Origin of the sequence: Truepera radiovictrix DSM 17093 (assembly GCF_000092425.1) — a bacterium.
GTDB classification, from domain to species: Bacteria; Deinococcota; Deinococci; order Deinococcales; family Trueperaceae; genus Truepera; species Truepera radiovictrix.
On the sequence record NC_014221.1, the window covers coordinates 2,336,747 to 2,351,608 of the forward strand.

Below are 14,862 nucleotides of genomic sequence, written 5' to 3' on the forward strand. Positions count from 1 at the left end.
CTACCCCTCCCGAGCGGTGCGCGCTGGCGGGAGCAGCTCAGCTTCCGTGGGCAGGGCGCCGCGCGACAAGGCCGCTACGAGCGCGCGGCTCATCTCCCCAACAGCGTCGCGCACCGCGCGCCAGCGCGCTAGCGGCTCCCCGCTGGGGTCGGGGAAAGCGACGTGCAGCCGCCGCGTCCGCGCGGGGTACGCGGGGCACGCCTCGTTGGCGCTGTCGCACACGGTCAAGACCACGTCGAAATGCCACGGGTCGGGGAGCTCGAAAAGCGTCTTGGAGGTGTGCCCGGAGAGGTCGATCCCGACCTCGCGCATGACGGTAACCGCTTCGGGTTTGACGCGGGTCTTTTCGGTGCCCGCCGAGAGCACCTCGAGCGCCACGCCCGCCTCGCGCGCGTGGTGCCGCAGCCACCCCTCGGCCATCTGGCTACGCGCCGAGTTGTGGGTGCAGAGGACGAGCAGGCGTAGCGGCCGTTCAGGCGTCACGGGTGACCTCGGTGCGTGCGGCCCTAGCCGCGCACGCAAAGCGCCCCAGCGCCCGCTCCAGCGCCTCGAACGTTTCGGGCAGCAGCTCGTAGTAGACCCAGCGCCCCCGCTTGTCGGCCCGCACGAACCCCGCTTGGGTGAGGAGCTTCATGTGGTGGCTGACGGTCGGCTGCGAAAGCCCCAAAAACGCCTCGAGGTCGCAGCCGCACACCCCGTCGTCGCGCGAACAGCAGCTCTGGATGGGGTCGACCAGAAACGTCAGGATCGCCAAACGCACGGGGTCGGCGAGCGCCTTGAGGGTGGTAGCGAGCTCGTTGGTGTCTTCCACGCCCCTACAGTAGAACGGTCTATCGACGCATGTCAATCTATCTATGTTTACGAACACGCGCTGTCCCCGCCACCGACACCTCCCCCGTCTGAGATCGGGGCGCCAGACCGCGCGGGGCCGCAGCCTTCTCCCCGGCACTGCCTGCGGGGCGACGCCGCCAAGCCAACAGGTTTTCACACGTGCTCACATCCTCGCACACGGCGCCTTTTTGCAGTACAGTGAGGCGTCACGCACGCGGCGCCACGAGGAGGTTGGGTATGGTCCGCTACGGAGCACACGCGTTCGTCTGGATCGGCGACTGGACCCCGGAGGCGGGGGACGCCACCATCCGCAAGGCGGCGGAGACGGGGTTCGACTTTCTCGAGATCCCCCTCCTGCGCCCCGAGACCTTCGACGCAAAGCGTCACCGGCGCACCCTCGAGGAGGTCGGCTTGGCGGCGGTCTGCTCGCTCGCCCTACCGCGCGCGGTGCACCTGCCGGAGAACCCGGAGGGCGCCAAGCGCTTCCTGCTGGCGGTGCTCGACAAGCTAGACGCCCTCGGCTGCACCTACCTCGCGGGTTGCATCGGCTACGCGCTCGGGGCGCTCACCGGCGCGCCGCCCACGCCGCAGGAGCGGGCGCAGGTCGTCGACACGCTGGGCGAGGTCGCCGAGGCGGCGCAGCGGCGCGGCATCACGCTCGCCCTGGAGGCGTGTAACCGCTACGAGACCCACCTCTACAACACCCTCGCGGACACGCGCGAGGCGGTGCTCGCTACGGGCGCCCCTAACCTCAAGCTGCACGCCGACACCTACCACATGAATATCGAAGAGGAGGGCTTTTACACCCCCCTCGTCGAGGCCGCCGACGTGCTCGACTACGTGCACATGAGCGAAAGCCACCGCGGGCTGGTCGGCAGCGGCACGGTGAACTGGCCGGAGGTGTTTCGCGGGCTTAAAGACGCGCGGTTTTCGGGCGCTCTGGTGCTCGAGTCGTTCGCCGCCATCAACCCCGACATCGCCGCCGCGACCTGCCTCTGGCGCCCCACCAACCACCCCTCGGAGGTGCTCGCCAGCCGCGGTCTGGCGTTTTTAAAGGCGGGGGCGGCGGAGGTGGGGCTTTAGCGTTTGCAGCGCCCTAGAGCGGCGTGGTGGGTACAACGCGGCACGGCGCGGCGCACGGGGATGGTACAAAGAGACCTACGCGTGGCCGGCGCGCCGATGACCGCACGGGTCACCTACCATCGCCACGGTGAGGCGGCGCCACGGGTACTTGAGGCCCAGAGGGGCGTAGGAGGGCTATGGCGCGGGCGCAACCAAGAGCAACCTCCCCGCGAAGGCGGCGCGCATCCACCAAGCGCTCTCCAGAGCGCTCGAGGGGGCGGGTGAGGCCCGGCCCCTCGAGCTGCAGACGGCGCGCCTCGTGATCTTTTCCGACCAGCACCGCGGCGCGCGGGGCGGTGACGACCAGTTCCGCAAAGCCGAGCGCGCGTACAACGCCGCGCTCGCTTGGTACTTCCGGCGCGGCTACACCCTCGTGGTCCTAGGCGACGCTGACGAGCTCTGGAAAAACGCGCCCGCCAGCGTCGTGGACGCTTACGGCTACACCCTGTCGCTCGAGGCCGCCTTTCACCGCGAGGGGCGACTTTTGCGGGTCATCGGCAACCACGACGACGACTGGCTCCTCGGCGACACCGCCGCGCGGCACCTGCAACCCCTCTTCGGCCCCACGCCGCTCACGTTTCACCCCAGCCTGCTCTTTAGCGTCCGCGACGGGGGCCGCGAGCTCGGCCGGCTCTTTTTGGTGCACGGCCACCAGGGCTCGCCCATGAGCGACCGCTGGGCGCACCTGTCGCGCCTCGCCGTGCGCTACCTCTACCGGCCGTGGCTGCGCCTCACGGGCGTGTCCCTCGACACCCCCTCTAAAGATCCGCGGCTACGCTACGAGCACAACCTCATCATGCACGCGTGGGCGGCCACGCAGCCGGGGCTCGTGCTCGTCTGCGGCCACACCCACCGCCCCGTCTTCGAGTCGCGCTCGCACCCCGGGCAGCTGCAGCAGCGCTTGGCGGCGCTCGAGGCCCGCCTAGCGACGCACCCAGGCGACCGCGCGCTGCAAGACGAGGTCGCCGCCGCCGCCGCCGACCTCGAGTGGGTGCGCTCGCAGGAGAACGAACGCCACGGCGCCGAGGGGGACGACGCGGGCCCCACCCCCTGCTACTTCAACGCCGGCTGCTGCTGCTTCGGCGACGGCGACATCACGGGGCTCGACATCGAAGGGGGCACCATCCGGCTCGTGCACTGGCCCGACAAGGAGGGGCGGCCGCGCCCGCTGGTGCTCGAGGAGGACAGCCTCCAAGAGGTCTTCGCGCGCGTTTCGTAGCTGCTTGCGACGCGCGCTCGGCGCCTGCGCGCGTCGCGGGCGCTGCACCTGGACACTGCACCTAGACGCTGCAGCTTACCCCGACGGACATCTGTAACGGGGCATCCTGTTCTCCACGGAGCCCAGCGCCTACTATCGCCTCACGGGGGAGACACCACAGCGAAGGAGAAGGCTATGAAACGTCTGTTTGCGCCCACCCTTCTAAGCGCGATGCTGTTTAGCCTCGTCGTCACCGCTAGCGCGACCACCGAAGGCACGGCCGAGGTCGAGGGCGCCGTGACGGGCGGCGAGATGGTCGGGGAGATGACCGACGTCACCGTCCAGGTCGCCGAGAGCGACACCCTGGGGGCCCACCTCGTCGACGGTGAGGGGATGACGCTCTACCTCTTTTTAAACGACTCGGAGGGGGTGAGCACCTGCGAGGGCGAGTGCGCCGCCAACTGGCCGCCCCTGTTGACCGACGGCAACGTCGTCGCCGGTGAGGGGGTCGACCCCGAGCTGCTCGGCACCACCGAGCGTTCAGACGGCAGCCTGCAGGTCACCTACAACGGCTGGCCGCTCTACTTCTGGGTGCAAGACGTCGCGCCGGGCGACGCCACCGGCCAGGGGGTCAACGATGTCTGGTACGTCGTCTCCCCCGAAGGCGAGGCGATCACCGAGGAGCAGGGGGCCAGCGCAGAGGGGTACTGACGGGGTACTGACAGCGACAGGCACCCGCGGCACGGGGCGCGCCCCGTGCCCTTTTTTGGCTCTCCCGGCGCCACGCCGCAAGGAGCTCGCCGAGAGAGCGCTTCGCCGCCCGACCCGTCGCGGGTGCGCTAGAAGAACTCGAGCATGCGCGCGTTCACCTGCGCCGCCGCCTCGTGCTGCACCCAGTGCGTGGCGTTCACAAAGACCAGCTCCCCCGCGTCGCAGAGCGCTAAGCTCGGCCTCGCCAGGCGGCGCGACAGGAAGCGGTCGCGCTCCCCCCAGAGGATGAGCGTCGGCACGCGCACCCGCAGCGGCCCCCGCAGCGCCGGCGGACGCCGCGCCGCCGCACGGTACCAGTTGAGCGCGGCCGTGAGCGCCCCCGGCTGCGACCACGCCACCTCGTAAAAGGGCAGCGCGCCGCCAAAGGTGCCGGGGCGGGAGGAGCCCGTGAGCGCCCCCCGCAGCGCACGCCAGCGCCCGAACCGCAGCAGCGCCTCGGGGAGGTGGGGAAGTTGGACGAAAAACACGTACCAGCTCCGCAAAAGCTGCTCGGGGCTGCGGCGCAGGGCCCGCCGCATCACCTGGGGGTGCGGGACGTTGAGGATGACGAGCTTGCGGACGCGCTCGGGGTGCCGCGCCGCCACCCACCAAGCGACCGCCGCGCCCCAATCGTGGCCGACCAGGATCGCCTCCTCGCGGCCCGCCGCGCGGATCAGCCCCAAGACGTCCCCGGCGAGCCGCTCGAGCGCGTACGCCGCCACGCCCCGCGGCTTGTCGCTCAGGTTGTAACCCCGCTGGTCGGGCGCGAGCACCCGGTAGCCGGCGGCGGCGAGCGCCGGCAGCTGGTGGCGCCAACCGAACCAGAACTCGGGGAAGCCGTGGAGCAGCACCACCAGGGGGCCCTCTTCGGGCCCCGCCGCCACGACATGTAACCGCACCTCCCCGACGTCTACGTAGAGGTCTTCGGCGTTAAGGCCCTCGGCGAAAAGCTCTGCAGAACCCGTCATGCCTCAGGGTGCACGGTTTAGGTGCGCAGCAAAGGGTGGGGGGTCACGGAACGTCCGAGCTCCCCGCTCGCCCAAGGTACCGAGGTTACCCCGAGGCTCGCGCATGACGCACCGGCCTAGTGCACTAGCGCCTGATAGGCGAGCCGGACAAAGTCCTTTTCGGGCTGCTCGAAGCCGACCATGTACTGGGTCATAAAGAGCCCGACGAGCTCCTCTTGGGGGTCGACCCAGTAGTAGGTCTTGGCCGCGCCCGACCAGCCGAACTCGCCGACCGAACCCGGCAGCCCCGACGCCGCGACGTCTAGTAGCACCCTCGAGCCGAGCCCGAAACCGTACCCCAGCGCGTAGACCCCGCCGATCTCGTAGGGCAGCAGCGCCGCGGGGAGGTGGTTGAGGTGCATAAACGCCACCGTCTTGGGCGCGAGGAGGCGCACCCCGTCGAGCTCGCCGCGGTTTAGGAGCATCTGGGCGAAACGCAGGTAGTCCGTGATGGTGGAGAAGAGCCCGTGACCGCCGCGAGCGAAGTCGGGCGACGCCGAGGGGTAGGTCGCCTCGACCTCCTGGCGGCCGCTTTTCCCCGCCTGCCACGCCGCGAAGCTCTCGGAGAGCGTGTGGGTAGCGATGTCGGGGTTGCCGTACATGGCGGCGAGCCGATCGCGCTTGTCGTGAGGCACCCAGAAGCCGGTGTCGGTCATCCCTAAAGGACCGAACAGGCGCTCTTGCAAAAAGTGCTGCAGCGACGTCCCCGACAGGACCTCGATAAGCCGCGCGAGCACGTCGGTCGCGACGCTGTAGTGCCACCTCGAACCGGGGTGAAAGGCGAGCGGCAGCTCGGCCAAGGCGTCTACGACCTCCGCTAAGGAACGGCTCGCGTCGCCCATCGGCTGCGCCTCACGGTAGCGCGCCCCGGCGGGGGCGTCCTCGAGGAAGTCGTACGTCAACCCTGCGGTGTGCGTAAACAGGTCGCCCACGAGGATCGGGCGCGCCGCCTCGACCTCGCGGCCGTCCGGCTCGAGCACCCGCATCCGCTCAAAGGCCGGCAAAAAGGCCGCGAGCGGGTCGGTGAGCAAAAAGCGCCCCTCTTCAAAGAGGGTCATGAGCGCCGTGCAGACGACCGGTTTGGTCATCGAGTAGATCCGGTAGATCGTGTCCAGTGTGAGCGGAAGGTCCCGCTCGCGGTCTCGCCACCCCACCTGCTCGGCGTAAAACACCCTGCCGCGCCGCGACAGCAGGGTGCTGATGCCGGGGTAGCCGCGCCCGTCGACGTACGCCTGCATAACCGGACGGATGCGTTTAAGCCGCTCGGTGCTAAAACCGACCGCTTCGGGGGTTACGTCAAGAAGCTGCACGCTCACCACACGCCTCCTTGAGGGCGCGGCCTAGGCACCTACCGCGTCGCCGTCGCAGCGCCGACGTGACACCGACGTGACACCGTGACACCGTGACAGCAACGTGACGCCAAGGCGCCAGCTCGGACCGCGTAAGACGACCTTAGCAGAACGGCGGCGGGTCGACTGCAAGAGAGGGCGACAGATAGCGAGCGACGGGTGTTGGCGCAGGCTGCAGCTCGAGCCGAAGGCGCACCCAACCCTTGAAACTATACCGTCCAGACGGTATAGTCAGGCCATGATGGAGAGCTCTGCCGACACCCGCAGCGACCTTTTGAGGGCGGCCACCCGGCTCATCCTGCGCGAGGGGGCGGCGCGCCTCACGCTCGCCGCCGTCGCCGCAGAGGCCGGGGTCAGCAAGGGGGGGCTGCTCTACCACTTCCCGACCAAAGACGCCCTTATCGAGGGGCTCATCGAGCACTACGCGCACACCTTCGCCGCGCAAGTCACCGCCTTGGCCGCGGGGGAGTCGGGGCCGCAGCCCCTGCTGCGCGCCTACGTGCGGGCGACCTTCGCCGAGGAGGGCGCCTCGAGGGAGCTCGGGGCGGCCGTCTTGGGGGCGGCGCTCCTCAACCCGGGGCTCCTCCCGCGCTTTCGCGAGCAGCTGCAGGGGGCGGTCGCGCGGCTCGAGGCGGGGGCGGCCGACCCGGCGCGCGCCACCGCCGTGCGCCTCGCCGCCGACGGGCTCTGGTTTACCGAGCTGCTCGGGCTGACCGACCTCGCGCCGAGCGCGCGTGGGGCGCTCGAGCGTTGCTTGCTCGAGCTGTTGGAGGCGCGCTAGTGGACCTCGCAGCTTACCTCGGCAAAGCCGCCACGGCGTGGTTTTTGGGCTTTTTCCCCTTTTTCGAGATTTACGTCGCTGTGCCGAGCGCGCTCGCTTTGGGCCTCGACCCCGCCTCGGCGGTCTTGTGGCCCGTCCTCGGCAACTTCGCGCCGGTCCCGCTGATCCTTTTCGGTTACGAACAGCTGATGCGCGTCGGGGCGTTTCGGCGCCTTTTGGGCGGGCGCACCTCGGCCCGCTTTACGCACCTCGTGGAGCGCTACGGCGCCCCCTTCGTCCTCCTCATCACCCCCTGGATCGGGGTGTGGCTGGTCGCCGCCACCGCCCGCGCGCTCGGCATGGCGCGCCGGCCGCTGCTTTTCTACGCGCTCCTCAGCATCACGGTCTACGCCGTGGTGATCACCGCGGGCCTCAACCTCGGCTTTGAGGCCCTCGGGGGCTAGGCGCCGCGTTCAAAGGCGGCGAGCAGCTCCAGGTGGTGCGTCTGCGGGTAGAAGTCGAAGGGCTCCAGGCGCGTGAGGCGCCACCCGGCCGCGCAGAGCTGCGCCGCGTCGCGGGAGAAGGTCGCGACGTCGCACGAGACGTATAACAGGCGCGTCGCGGCCGAGGCACTCAGCGCCGCGCGCGTCCCCTTGGCGAGCCCCGCGCGCGGCGGGTTCACGCAGATGAGCTCGGCCTCCGGCAGCGCCCCTAAGCGGCGCGCGTCTCCTTGGCGGAACTCGAGGTTGGCGAGCCCCAAGCGCGCCGCGTCGCGCGCCCCCCGAACCACGCTGCTGCGGTCGAGCTCGAGCGCCACGACCCGCTCAAACGACGCCGCCAGGTGCATCCCGATGGCGCCGCCCCCCGCGTAGAGGTCGAGGGCGAAGCGCCCCTCCCCCGCCCAACGCGCGAGCTCGGCGTACAGGCGGCTCGCCGCCGCCGGGTTGGGTTGGGCGAAGCCGGTCGCCGAAACGCTGAGGTCAAAGGGGCCGTAGCGCTGCCGGATGACCCGGGCGCCGGCGAGGCGTTCGGTTCCGCTACGAAAGCGCCCGCGCGGGTCGAAGGGGGCGTAGGCGACGCCGACCACCCGCCCCCCCTCCGGGGCCTCGCCGAGCAGCTCGTGGGCGGCGCTCAGGTAGTTGCGCGCCGAAGCGCTCGCGATCAGGCATAGAAGCGTCTCGCCCGCGTCGTTGGTGCGAAAGGCCAGCTCGCGCACCCCCTTGGGTAAGCCCAGCGCCTGGACGCGCGACCACGCCCCGTTGAGCGCGGGGGTCGCCACCGGATCGCAGCCTAGAGGCACCACCTCGTGGCTCTCCGGGCGGCGGTAACCGAGCGCGGCGCCGTCGGTGAGCGGCCCACCGCGCGCGACCGCCGGTTGGACGGCGTGCCGGTAACCCCAGGGGGCGGGCGCGGCGACCACGGGGAGCACGCTGGGCAGCTCCGTTGGCTTGAGCGCGCGCGACAGCGCGTCTTTGACGACCTCGCGTTTAAGCTCGAGCTGGTGCGCGTAGGCGATGTGCGAGTAGTCGAGGCCCGGGTGCTCGCTCGGCTGGGTGCGGTGCGGGCTCGCGTCGACGACCTCCGTGACCACCCCCTGCAGCACCCCCGCGCGCTCTTTGAGCTCTACCTTGACCCGCTCGCCGGGGAGGCCGCCGCGCACGAGCGCCAGGCGTCCCCCCGACAGGCGCGCGAGCGCCACGCCGCCGTGGACCATCTTCTCGAGCCTCAAAAGCATACCCGCGCAGCTTACCGCACCCGCTCCCCGCGGGGCGCGAAGCGCAACACACCCAGCGCTAGCCGCCCGCAAGGTCACCTCAAACCCCAGCGAAGGGAACAGCGCCCCGCGTGTGCCGTGCGATCGCTGCCGTCAAAGCGCTAAAGCGCTCACCACGTACACCGCGTACACCGGCGCAACCGACGCCCACACGCCCTGTGCGACCACAGACCGGGCAGATAGATGAGAGGCGCTCAGAACAATCCACCAAACCGCACGGGGCGGGTTTGCTATACTGCACGGCGATATGAAACGTTCCCTTCAAGAAATCGTCGAACTCGTCGTCTTCGCGCTCGTCGCCCTGTTGGTGCTCACCGGCGTGCTCTGGTTTACGGGCTGGCTGGTCGGGCTGCTCGGCATGGTCTTTATCTGGGCCGCGGGGCTTCTCTGGTCGCTGCTCCGCTGGCTCGTACCGATCGCCATCATTATCGCGGCCGTGTACGCGCTCGTCCGGCTGCTCCAACGGCAGAGCCAACGCGCCGCCGCGCCGTCGGTGACCAGCGCCAACCCGGACGCGGCCACGACCGGTGACGCCGCGCCGGCCCCCGCCGCCGCACCCGTAACGACCATCGACGCCTCCGGCGAGCCGGTCGACCCGGCCGCTGACATCGCCGCGAGCACCCCCGCCGGCGACCCCGCAAGCAGCGCCGCGGCGGTCGACGCTTCGGGTGAACCGGTGCCCACGGTCGACGCCGAACCCGTCACGGAGGCGCCCGCGGACGTCGCCACCGGCAACGTCCCCGAGTCGGGGGAACCCGTCGCCACGGTCGACGCCGAGCTCGTCGAGGACAAGCCTGCCGATGGGCAAGACGGCGAGGGCGAAGCCGCCAAAGACGAGACGCAGGAGAAGGAGAAAAAGGACTGACGCCCTAGCGCGTTACGCTTACGCTCTCCCCCGGCCGTGGCCGGGGGTTTTTGCTTCCGTTGGGGCGCCTCGACACCACCCTATCGACCTCCGGCTTTCGCCGAGTGGCGCGCCTCAGCGCAACGCACCCTAGCGACACCGCGGCGCAGCACCCTAGGGAGCCGGTGCACCCGACTGCCGGCGTGCCGAACGGGTCGCTTTACCCTTGGCGCAGCACTCGCAAGAAGGTTAGTGCACCCCCTTCGTCGCGCCGCCGTCGACCACGAGCGTTTGTCCGGTGATGTAAGCAGCAGGCACCGACGCGAGAAAAAGGACGGCCGCGGCGATTTCGGCGGGGTCGGCGAAGCGCTTGGCGGGGATGCTCGCCTCGAGCCGCGCCCGCGCCGCCGCGTCCTCGAAGAGCTCGTTGAGGCGCTCTGTGGCGGTGTAACCAGGCGCTACGTTGTTGACCGTCACCCCGTCGGCAGCGACCTCGACCGACAGGGTTTTGGCAAACCCCGTGACCGCCGCCCGCAAGGCGTTCGATAGGGTGAGGTTTAAGATAGGCTCTTTGACCGAGACGCTCGTGATGTTGATGATGCGCCCCCAGCGCGCCGTGCGCATCGCGGGCAACACACCATCAGCGAGCCGCACCGCTGACATCAAGGTAAGCTCGTGCGCTTTAGCCCACGCCGCTTCGGAAAGCGCCGTCGGCGTGCCCGCGGGCGGCCCCCCCGCGTTGACCACCAAGATGTCGGGCGCCCCCAGCTCCTCCCGGACGCGCGTCAAGAGCCGCGCGATCTCATCCGGGCGGCTGACGTCGGCGGGGATACCGACGGCGCGCCCGCCCAGCGCTCGAAGGGCACTGACAGCCGCCTCTAGGGTCGTCGCCGTGCGAGCGCTTAACGCGACCTCTACCCCTTCGGCCGCAAGACCCTTGGCGACCGCTAGACCGATACCCTGCGACGCGCCCGTAACGAGCGCCCGTTTGCCCTCGAGTCCCAAATGCATAGGGCTACTATAGCCCTTAGGCGCGGCGCGGCAGGAGTTCGGTGCGTGCGAGCGCCGCGAGGTCGCTCGCGCCGGCGCAGTGCATGGCTACTCTGAGCTCCCAGAGCAGCGTCTTGAGGTGCGCGACGACCGCCTCGGCCGACTCGAGCGCCGGCGCGAGCAGCGGCCGCGCGAGCGCCACCACCTGCGCCCCCATGGCGAGGGCTTTGGCCGCGTCGAGCCCCGTGCGCACCCCGCCGGAGGCGACGAGCGGCATCTCGGGGAGCGCGCGCCGCACCCCCAAAAGCGCGTCGGCGGTCGGGATACCCCACTCGGCGAGCTCGGGGTGGCGCAGCTCGCCGTAGCGGGCGTACAGCTCGACCTTGGCCCACGAAGTCCCGCCGGCCCCGGCGACGTCGAGCGCCGCGAAACCGGCGCCCTCAACCGCCGCCGCGACGGCGGGCGAGAGACCATGGCCGACCTCTTTGAGGAGCACCGGAAAGGGGAGCTCGGGCACCAGCGCGTGCAGCTTGGGTACGAGGGCGCTAAAGTCCGCGTCGCCGCCGGGTTGCAGCGCCTCTTGCAAGGGGTTGGTGTGGAGCGCCAAAGCGTCCGCTTGAATGAGCGACACGGCCCGCGTCAGCTCGGCAGCGCCGTACCCCTTGTTGAGCTGCGCGACGCCCAGGTTGCCGATCAATAGCGCCTCGGGCGCGTAGCGGCGCACCTGGAACGAGGCGAGCGCCTCGGGGTGCTCGAGCATCACCCGCTGCGAACCGAGCATGAGCCCGATCCCGAGCCGCTGCGCCGCCTCGGCGAGGTGGCGGTTAATGAGCGCCGCGCGCGCCGCGCCCCCCGTCATCGCGCCGATCAAGAGGGGTGCGGCGAGCGGCTTTCCGAGAAAGCGCGTGCGCAGGTCGATCCGCGACAGGTCGCTCTCGGGGAGCGCGCGGTAGGGCAGCTCGAAGCGCTCGAAGCCGGTCGTACGCTCGAACTCGACGGGGTAGTGCAGACAGACCTCGAGGTGCTTGAGCTTGCGGGCCTCCAGGCGAGGCCCCAACGGGGGTGAGCTCACCCCCCTAGCATACCGCCTCGCACCGCCCCCTTGGCGCCGCGGATTCATCACACCGGCTTCACGCACGGGCGATAGACTGGGGCGATGATGCGACGCCCCCTCGCCCTCGCCTCGCTCTGCCTCCTCTTGGGGGCTTGCAACCTGCTCCCGCCACCGACGAGCCCGCTTTCGGACAAGTGCTTCGACGAGACCGAAAGGACCCTCGCGCCAGCGGCGCAGCTCGCGCGCGGCGCACCGGACGCCGCGTTCGTACCGGGTCGGCTGCTCGTGCGCTACCGCGACGGCGACCAGGGCGACCTCGGGCGCGCCCCCATCGGCCGCGGTCTCGGCCAACCGCCGCTAACGGCGCAAGCCCGTCTGCAAGGGCTCGCGCGGGACGTGCAGCGCGACTACGGCCTGCAGCCGCTCGCGGGCGCGGGCGCCCCTCAGGTGGGCGTCCCCGACCTCGTCGCCGTGCCCGAAGGCGCCGACGTGCTCGAGCTGGCCGAGAGGCTCTCCGCCGACCCACGCGTCGCCTACGCCGAACCGGACTACTACCTCTACCCCTTGGGGCTTACCAGCGCGGCGCTCCCCAACGACCCCTTGTTGCATGAGCAGTGGCACCTGCTCGACTTCGGGCTCCCGCAAGCGTGGGCGTTAGAGACCGGGAAGAGCGACATCGTCTTGGCCGTTTTGGATAGCGGCGTCGACCTCGCTCACGAAGACCTCGCCGGCCGCATCCTCCCCGGCTGCGACGTCTACAACGAGGACAACGACCCCTCCCCCGGGTCGCCCGCGCAGCTCGGCGCCAACCAGCGCCACGGCACCCACGTCGCGGGGATCGCCCTCGCCAGCGGCGACAACGGCGTCGGCGTCGCGGGGGTCGCCTACACGGGCGTGCGGCTGCTGCCGGTCAAGGTCTTCGACGACAGCGGGCGCGACACCCAGCGCACCGCGACGAGTGTCGTCGCGCGCGCGATCCGTTGGTCGGCGGGGCTCTCGGTCGAGGGGATGAACCGCAACCCGAACCCGGCGCACATCATCAACTTGAGCCTAGGTGGCCGGGGCACCGTGCAGACCCTCAACGACGCCGTCGCCGACGCGCGGCGCGCTGGAACCCTGGTGATCGCCGCCTCGGGCAACAGCGAGAGCGACGACGCCATCTACGCCCCCGCCAACGCGCCGGGCGCCATCGCTGTCGGCTCGGTCGACCAGAGCGGGCGGCGCTCGTACTTCTCCAACTATAGCCGCGCGGGGCGCAGCGTCGACCTCATGGCGCCGGGCGGGATGGGCAACAACGCCTGCGGGGCGATCTTTAGCACCCTCTCACCCGCTTACGAGGGGGCGACCGAGAGCGCCTACGGCTGCGAGCAGGGCACCTCGATGGCAGCGCCCTTTGTCGCGGGGGTCGCGGCGCTCGTCTGGAGCCAGAACCCCGAGCTGAGCCGCGCCGAGGTCGAGGCGCGCCTCCTGTCGTCGACGCTCTTTACCGATGAGATGAACCCCGCCGAGTACGGCGCGGGCATCCTCTGCGCCGACCGGGCGTTGGGGGCCGACACGCTCTGCGGGAAGTGACAATTAACAAGACAAAAACATCTTGTGAGCTGTAAGGAAACCATTATGAGTGAATAATGTGATTTTGCTAAATTATAGATGTGGACATAATGTGTTGTAATAGTATACACTGCTCCTCATAGTAATGGTGCATTCGCTCCAGATAATACCGCTGCTTGCAAAAGCTCTTTCTTCTAAACCTAACTCAGAGCAGCGTCTGCAGAACGATGGCATATAGCATCTTCGAAGTGCCGCTCAATTTCGCACGGAAGCTTGATTCGAGAAGGGTAGCCGTTCATCATGGATAAAAGCGCTGTCCGCGACCAGCATTCTTGGAGCACCCTGAGTTATCTAAGTGGTGGCATTGCCTTACTCAGCACTTTGTTTTTAGATACAGATGTTTACCTGAGTACAAGTTCTGCAGTTCTCGCAATTATTTTCGGCGTTTGCGCGGTGAAACAGTTTAATTTATCAAGGGAGAAGAGGCAATGGGTGGCAATCTGCAGCATTGCTATTGGGAGTTTCGCAGTTTTAGCAAACATCATTAACTTAGTCGTCTATTACCTTGAGATTTAGGGCGGGGAGACCAACGGTTAGGTTTCCGAAGTTGACCCTGTGTTCGTGTGCGCGGTACTGAAAAAGTAATCTCAAACTTAACCACCACCGACTCGAAGTCGGTGTGATTGAAGAGCGCCACCTCTAGACCGCCGCCCACCCTTGCGTGTGAGGTAGAGATAGGCGCGGCGGCGCAGAGCGCTCCCTCAAGCCTCCTCCCCCGTCGCCACCGGGTTCTCTTCAAAGCTGCTCCAGTCGCTCCACGACCCCACGTAGAGCTTTGCCCCCCGCAACCCCGCCTCCTCCAACGCGAGCGCGTTGTGCGCCGCCGACACCCCCGAACCGCAGTAGAGGATGGTCTCGTCGGCCGCTTCGACGTCAGCGAAGCGCGCGCGGAGCGCCTCGGCGGGTTTGAAGCGGCCGCCCTCCAAGTTGCCCATAAAGGGCCGGTTGCGCGCCCCGGGGATGTGCCCGGCGCGCTTATCCAAGGGTTCGACCTCGCCGCGGTAGCGCTCGGGGGCGCGCGCGTCGAGCAGCAAGACGCCGGGGCGCCGCAGCTTGCTGCGCACCTCCTGCATGTCGGCGACCATCTCCGGGCGCACAGCCGGCGTGAAGGTCGCGGGGGGGTACGTGGGCACGTCTCGGGTCAGCTCGAGCCCCGCCGCCGTCCAGGCGTCCAGGCCGCCGTCTAAGACCTGCACCTGGTCGTGACCGACGTAGCGTAACAGCCACCAGAGGCGCGCCGCGAACATCCCGCCGCCCGCCGCGTCGTCGTAGGCCACCACGTGGGTGTCGTTGCCGATACCGCACGCACCGAGGGTCTGGGCGAAGCGCGCGGTGTCGGGGAGCGGGTGGCGGCCGCCGTGCTCACGCACGGGTCCCGAGAGGTCGTCGTCCAGGCTCAGGTAGACCGCCCCCGGAAGGTGCCCCGCTTCGTAGCGGCGGCGACCCAGCAGGGGGTCGGTGAGCGAGAAACGTACGTCCACGAGGCGCACCTGGGCGTCCGTTTGGAGCAGCGCGCGCAGCTCGGCCGCTTGGACGAGGTGGCTGTAACGCGTTGAGGCGGACATGGGTCCT

The 14,862-nt window shown here is 69.3% G+C and carries 16 protein-coding genes; 8 read left to right on the plus strand and 8 right to left on the minus strand.

What is annotated here, in order from left to right:
• Together TRAD_RS10710 and TRAD_RS10715 are read right to left on the minus strand one after the other, a co-directional pair.
• Positions 1-483, minus strand: coding sequence for an arsenate reductase ArsC (locus TRAD_RS10710; protein ID WP_013178633.1), 483 nt, complete (start codon positions 481-483; stop codon positions 1-3).
• A complete protein-coding gene (locus TRAD_RS10715) occupies positions 473-811 on the minus strand; it encodes an ArsR/SmtB family transcription factor (protein ID WP_013178634.1) in 339 nt (112 codons plus the stop codon). The genes TRAD_RS10710 and TRAD_RS10715 overlap by 11 nt, the downstream gene beginning before the upstream one ends.
• A 257-nt stretch (positions 812-1,068) precedes the next feature.
• On the opposite strand from TRAD_RS10715, the gene TRAD_RS10720 reads away from it, so the two are divergent.
• The 3 genes from TRAD_RS10720 (at position 1,069) to TRAD_RS10730 (ending at position 3,862) form a co-directional block, all read left to right on the plus strand.
• A complete protein-coding gene (locus TRAD_RS10720) occupies positions 1,069-1,914 on the plus strand; it encodes a sugar phosphate isomerase/epimerase family protein (RefSeq protein ID WP_013178635.1) in 846 nt (281 codons plus the stop codon).
• A gap of 298 nt (positions 1,915-2,212) precedes the next feature.
• Positions 2,213-3,172, plus strand: coding sequence for a metallophosphoesterase (locus TRAD_RS10725; RefSeq protein ID WP_013178636.1), 960 nt, complete (start codon positions 2,213-2,215; stop codon positions 3,170-3,172).
• A 174-nt stretch (positions 3,173-3,346) separates the two neighbouring features.
• Positions 3,347-3,862: a COG4315 family predicted lipoprotein gene (locus tag TRAD_RS10730; RefSeq protein WP_013178637.1), complete on the plus strand. Its 516-nt coding sequence runs from the start codon at positions 3,347-3,349 to the stop codon at positions 3,860-3,862.
• 128 nt (positions 3,863-3,990) lie between these two features.
• Here TRAD_RS10730 and TRAD_RS10735 read toward each other — a convergent pair whose 3' ends face one another.
• Both TRAD_RS10735 and TRAD_RS10740 read right to left on the minus strand, forming a co-directional pair.
• Complete coding sequence (locus TRAD_RS10735) at positions 3,991-4,869, minus strand: alpha/beta fold hydrolase (RefSeq protein WP_013178638.1); 879 nt, start codon at positions 4,867-4,869, stop codon at positions 3,991-3,993.
• A gap of 116 nt (positions 4,870-4,985) precedes the next feature.
• Positions 4,986-6,224, minus strand: coding sequence for a serine hydrolase domain-containing protein (locus TRAD_RS10740; protein WP_013178639.1), 1,239 nt, complete (start codon positions 6,222-6,224; stop codon positions 4,986-4,988).
• 271 nt (positions 6,225-6,495) lie between these two features.
• On the opposite strand from TRAD_RS10740, the gene TRAD_RS10745 reads away from it, so the two are divergent.
• Positions 6,496-7,038, plus strand: a complete 543-nt coding sequence (locus TRAD_RS10745; RefSeq protein ID WP_049773105.1) for a TetR/AcrR family transcriptional regulator — start codon at positions 6,496-6,498, stop codon at positions 7,036-7,038.
• Positions 7,038-7,481, plus strand: coding sequence for a small multi-drug export protein (locus tag TRAD_RS10750; protein ID WP_013178641.1), 444 nt, complete (start codon positions 7,038-7,040; stop codon positions 7,479-7,481). The genes TRAD_RS10745 and TRAD_RS10750 overlap by 1 nt, the downstream gene beginning before the upstream one ends.
• Here the strand turns inward: TRAD_RS10750 and TRAD_RS10755 are convergent.
• Entirely contained in the window at positions 7,478-8,752 is a 1,275-nt protein-coding gene (locus TRAD_RS10755) for a class I SAM-dependent RNA methyltransferase (protein WP_013178642.1), read from the minus strand. The genes TRAD_RS10750 and TRAD_RS10755 overlap by 4 nt on opposite strands.
• Positions 8,753-9,038: 286 nt before the next feature.
• On the opposite strand from TRAD_RS10755, the gene TRAD_RS15350 reads away from it, so the two are divergent.
• Positions 9,039-9,656 (plus strand): hypothetical protein, encoded by a 618-nt coding sequence (locus TRAD_RS15350; protein WP_013178643.1) that lies wholly within the window; start codon positions 9,039-9,041, stop codon positions 9,654-9,656.
• Positions 9,657-9,884: 228 nt separating this feature from the next.
• Here TRAD_RS15350 and TRAD_RS10765 read toward each other — a convergent pair whose 3' ends face one another.
• Together TRAD_RS10765 and fni are read right to left on the minus strand one after the other, a co-directional pair.
• Positions 9,885-10,646 (minus strand): SDR family oxidoreductase, encoded by a 762-nt coding sequence (locus TRAD_RS10765; protein ID WP_013178644.1) that lies wholly within the window; start codon positions 10,644-10,646, stop codon positions 9,885-9,887.
• 16 nt (positions 10,647-10,662) lie between these two features.
• On the minus strand, positions 10,663-11,697 hold the full coding sequence (fni, locus tag TRAD_RS10770; RefSeq protein ID WP_013178645.1) for a type 2 isopentenyl-diphosphate Delta-isomerase: 1,035 nt from the start codon (positions 11,695-11,697) through the stop codon (positions 10,663-10,665).
• Between the two features lie 84 nt (positions 11,698-11,781).
• Here fni and TRAD_RS10775 point away from each other — a divergent pair, with 84 nt between their 5' ends.
• Entirely contained in the window at positions 11,782-13,251 is a 1,470-nt protein-coding gene (locus TRAD_RS10775; RefSeq protein WP_013178646.1) for a S8 family serine peptidase, read from the plus strand.
• A gap of 279 nt (positions 13,252-13,530) precedes the next feature.
• Complete coding sequence (locus TRAD_RS16095; protein ID WP_148221234.1) at positions 13,531-13,806, plus strand: hypothetical protein; 276 nt, start codon at positions 13,531-13,533, stop codon at positions 13,804-13,806.
• Between the two features lie 185 nt (positions 13,807-13,991).
• On the opposite strand, the gene TRAD_RS10780 is transcribed toward TRAD_RS16095, so the two are convergent.
• Entirely contained in the window at positions 13,992-14,855 is an 864-nt protein-coding gene (locus TRAD_RS10780; RefSeq protein WP_013178647.1) for a sulfurtransferase, read from the minus strand.
• Positions 14,856-14,862 lie beyond the last annotated feature (7 nt).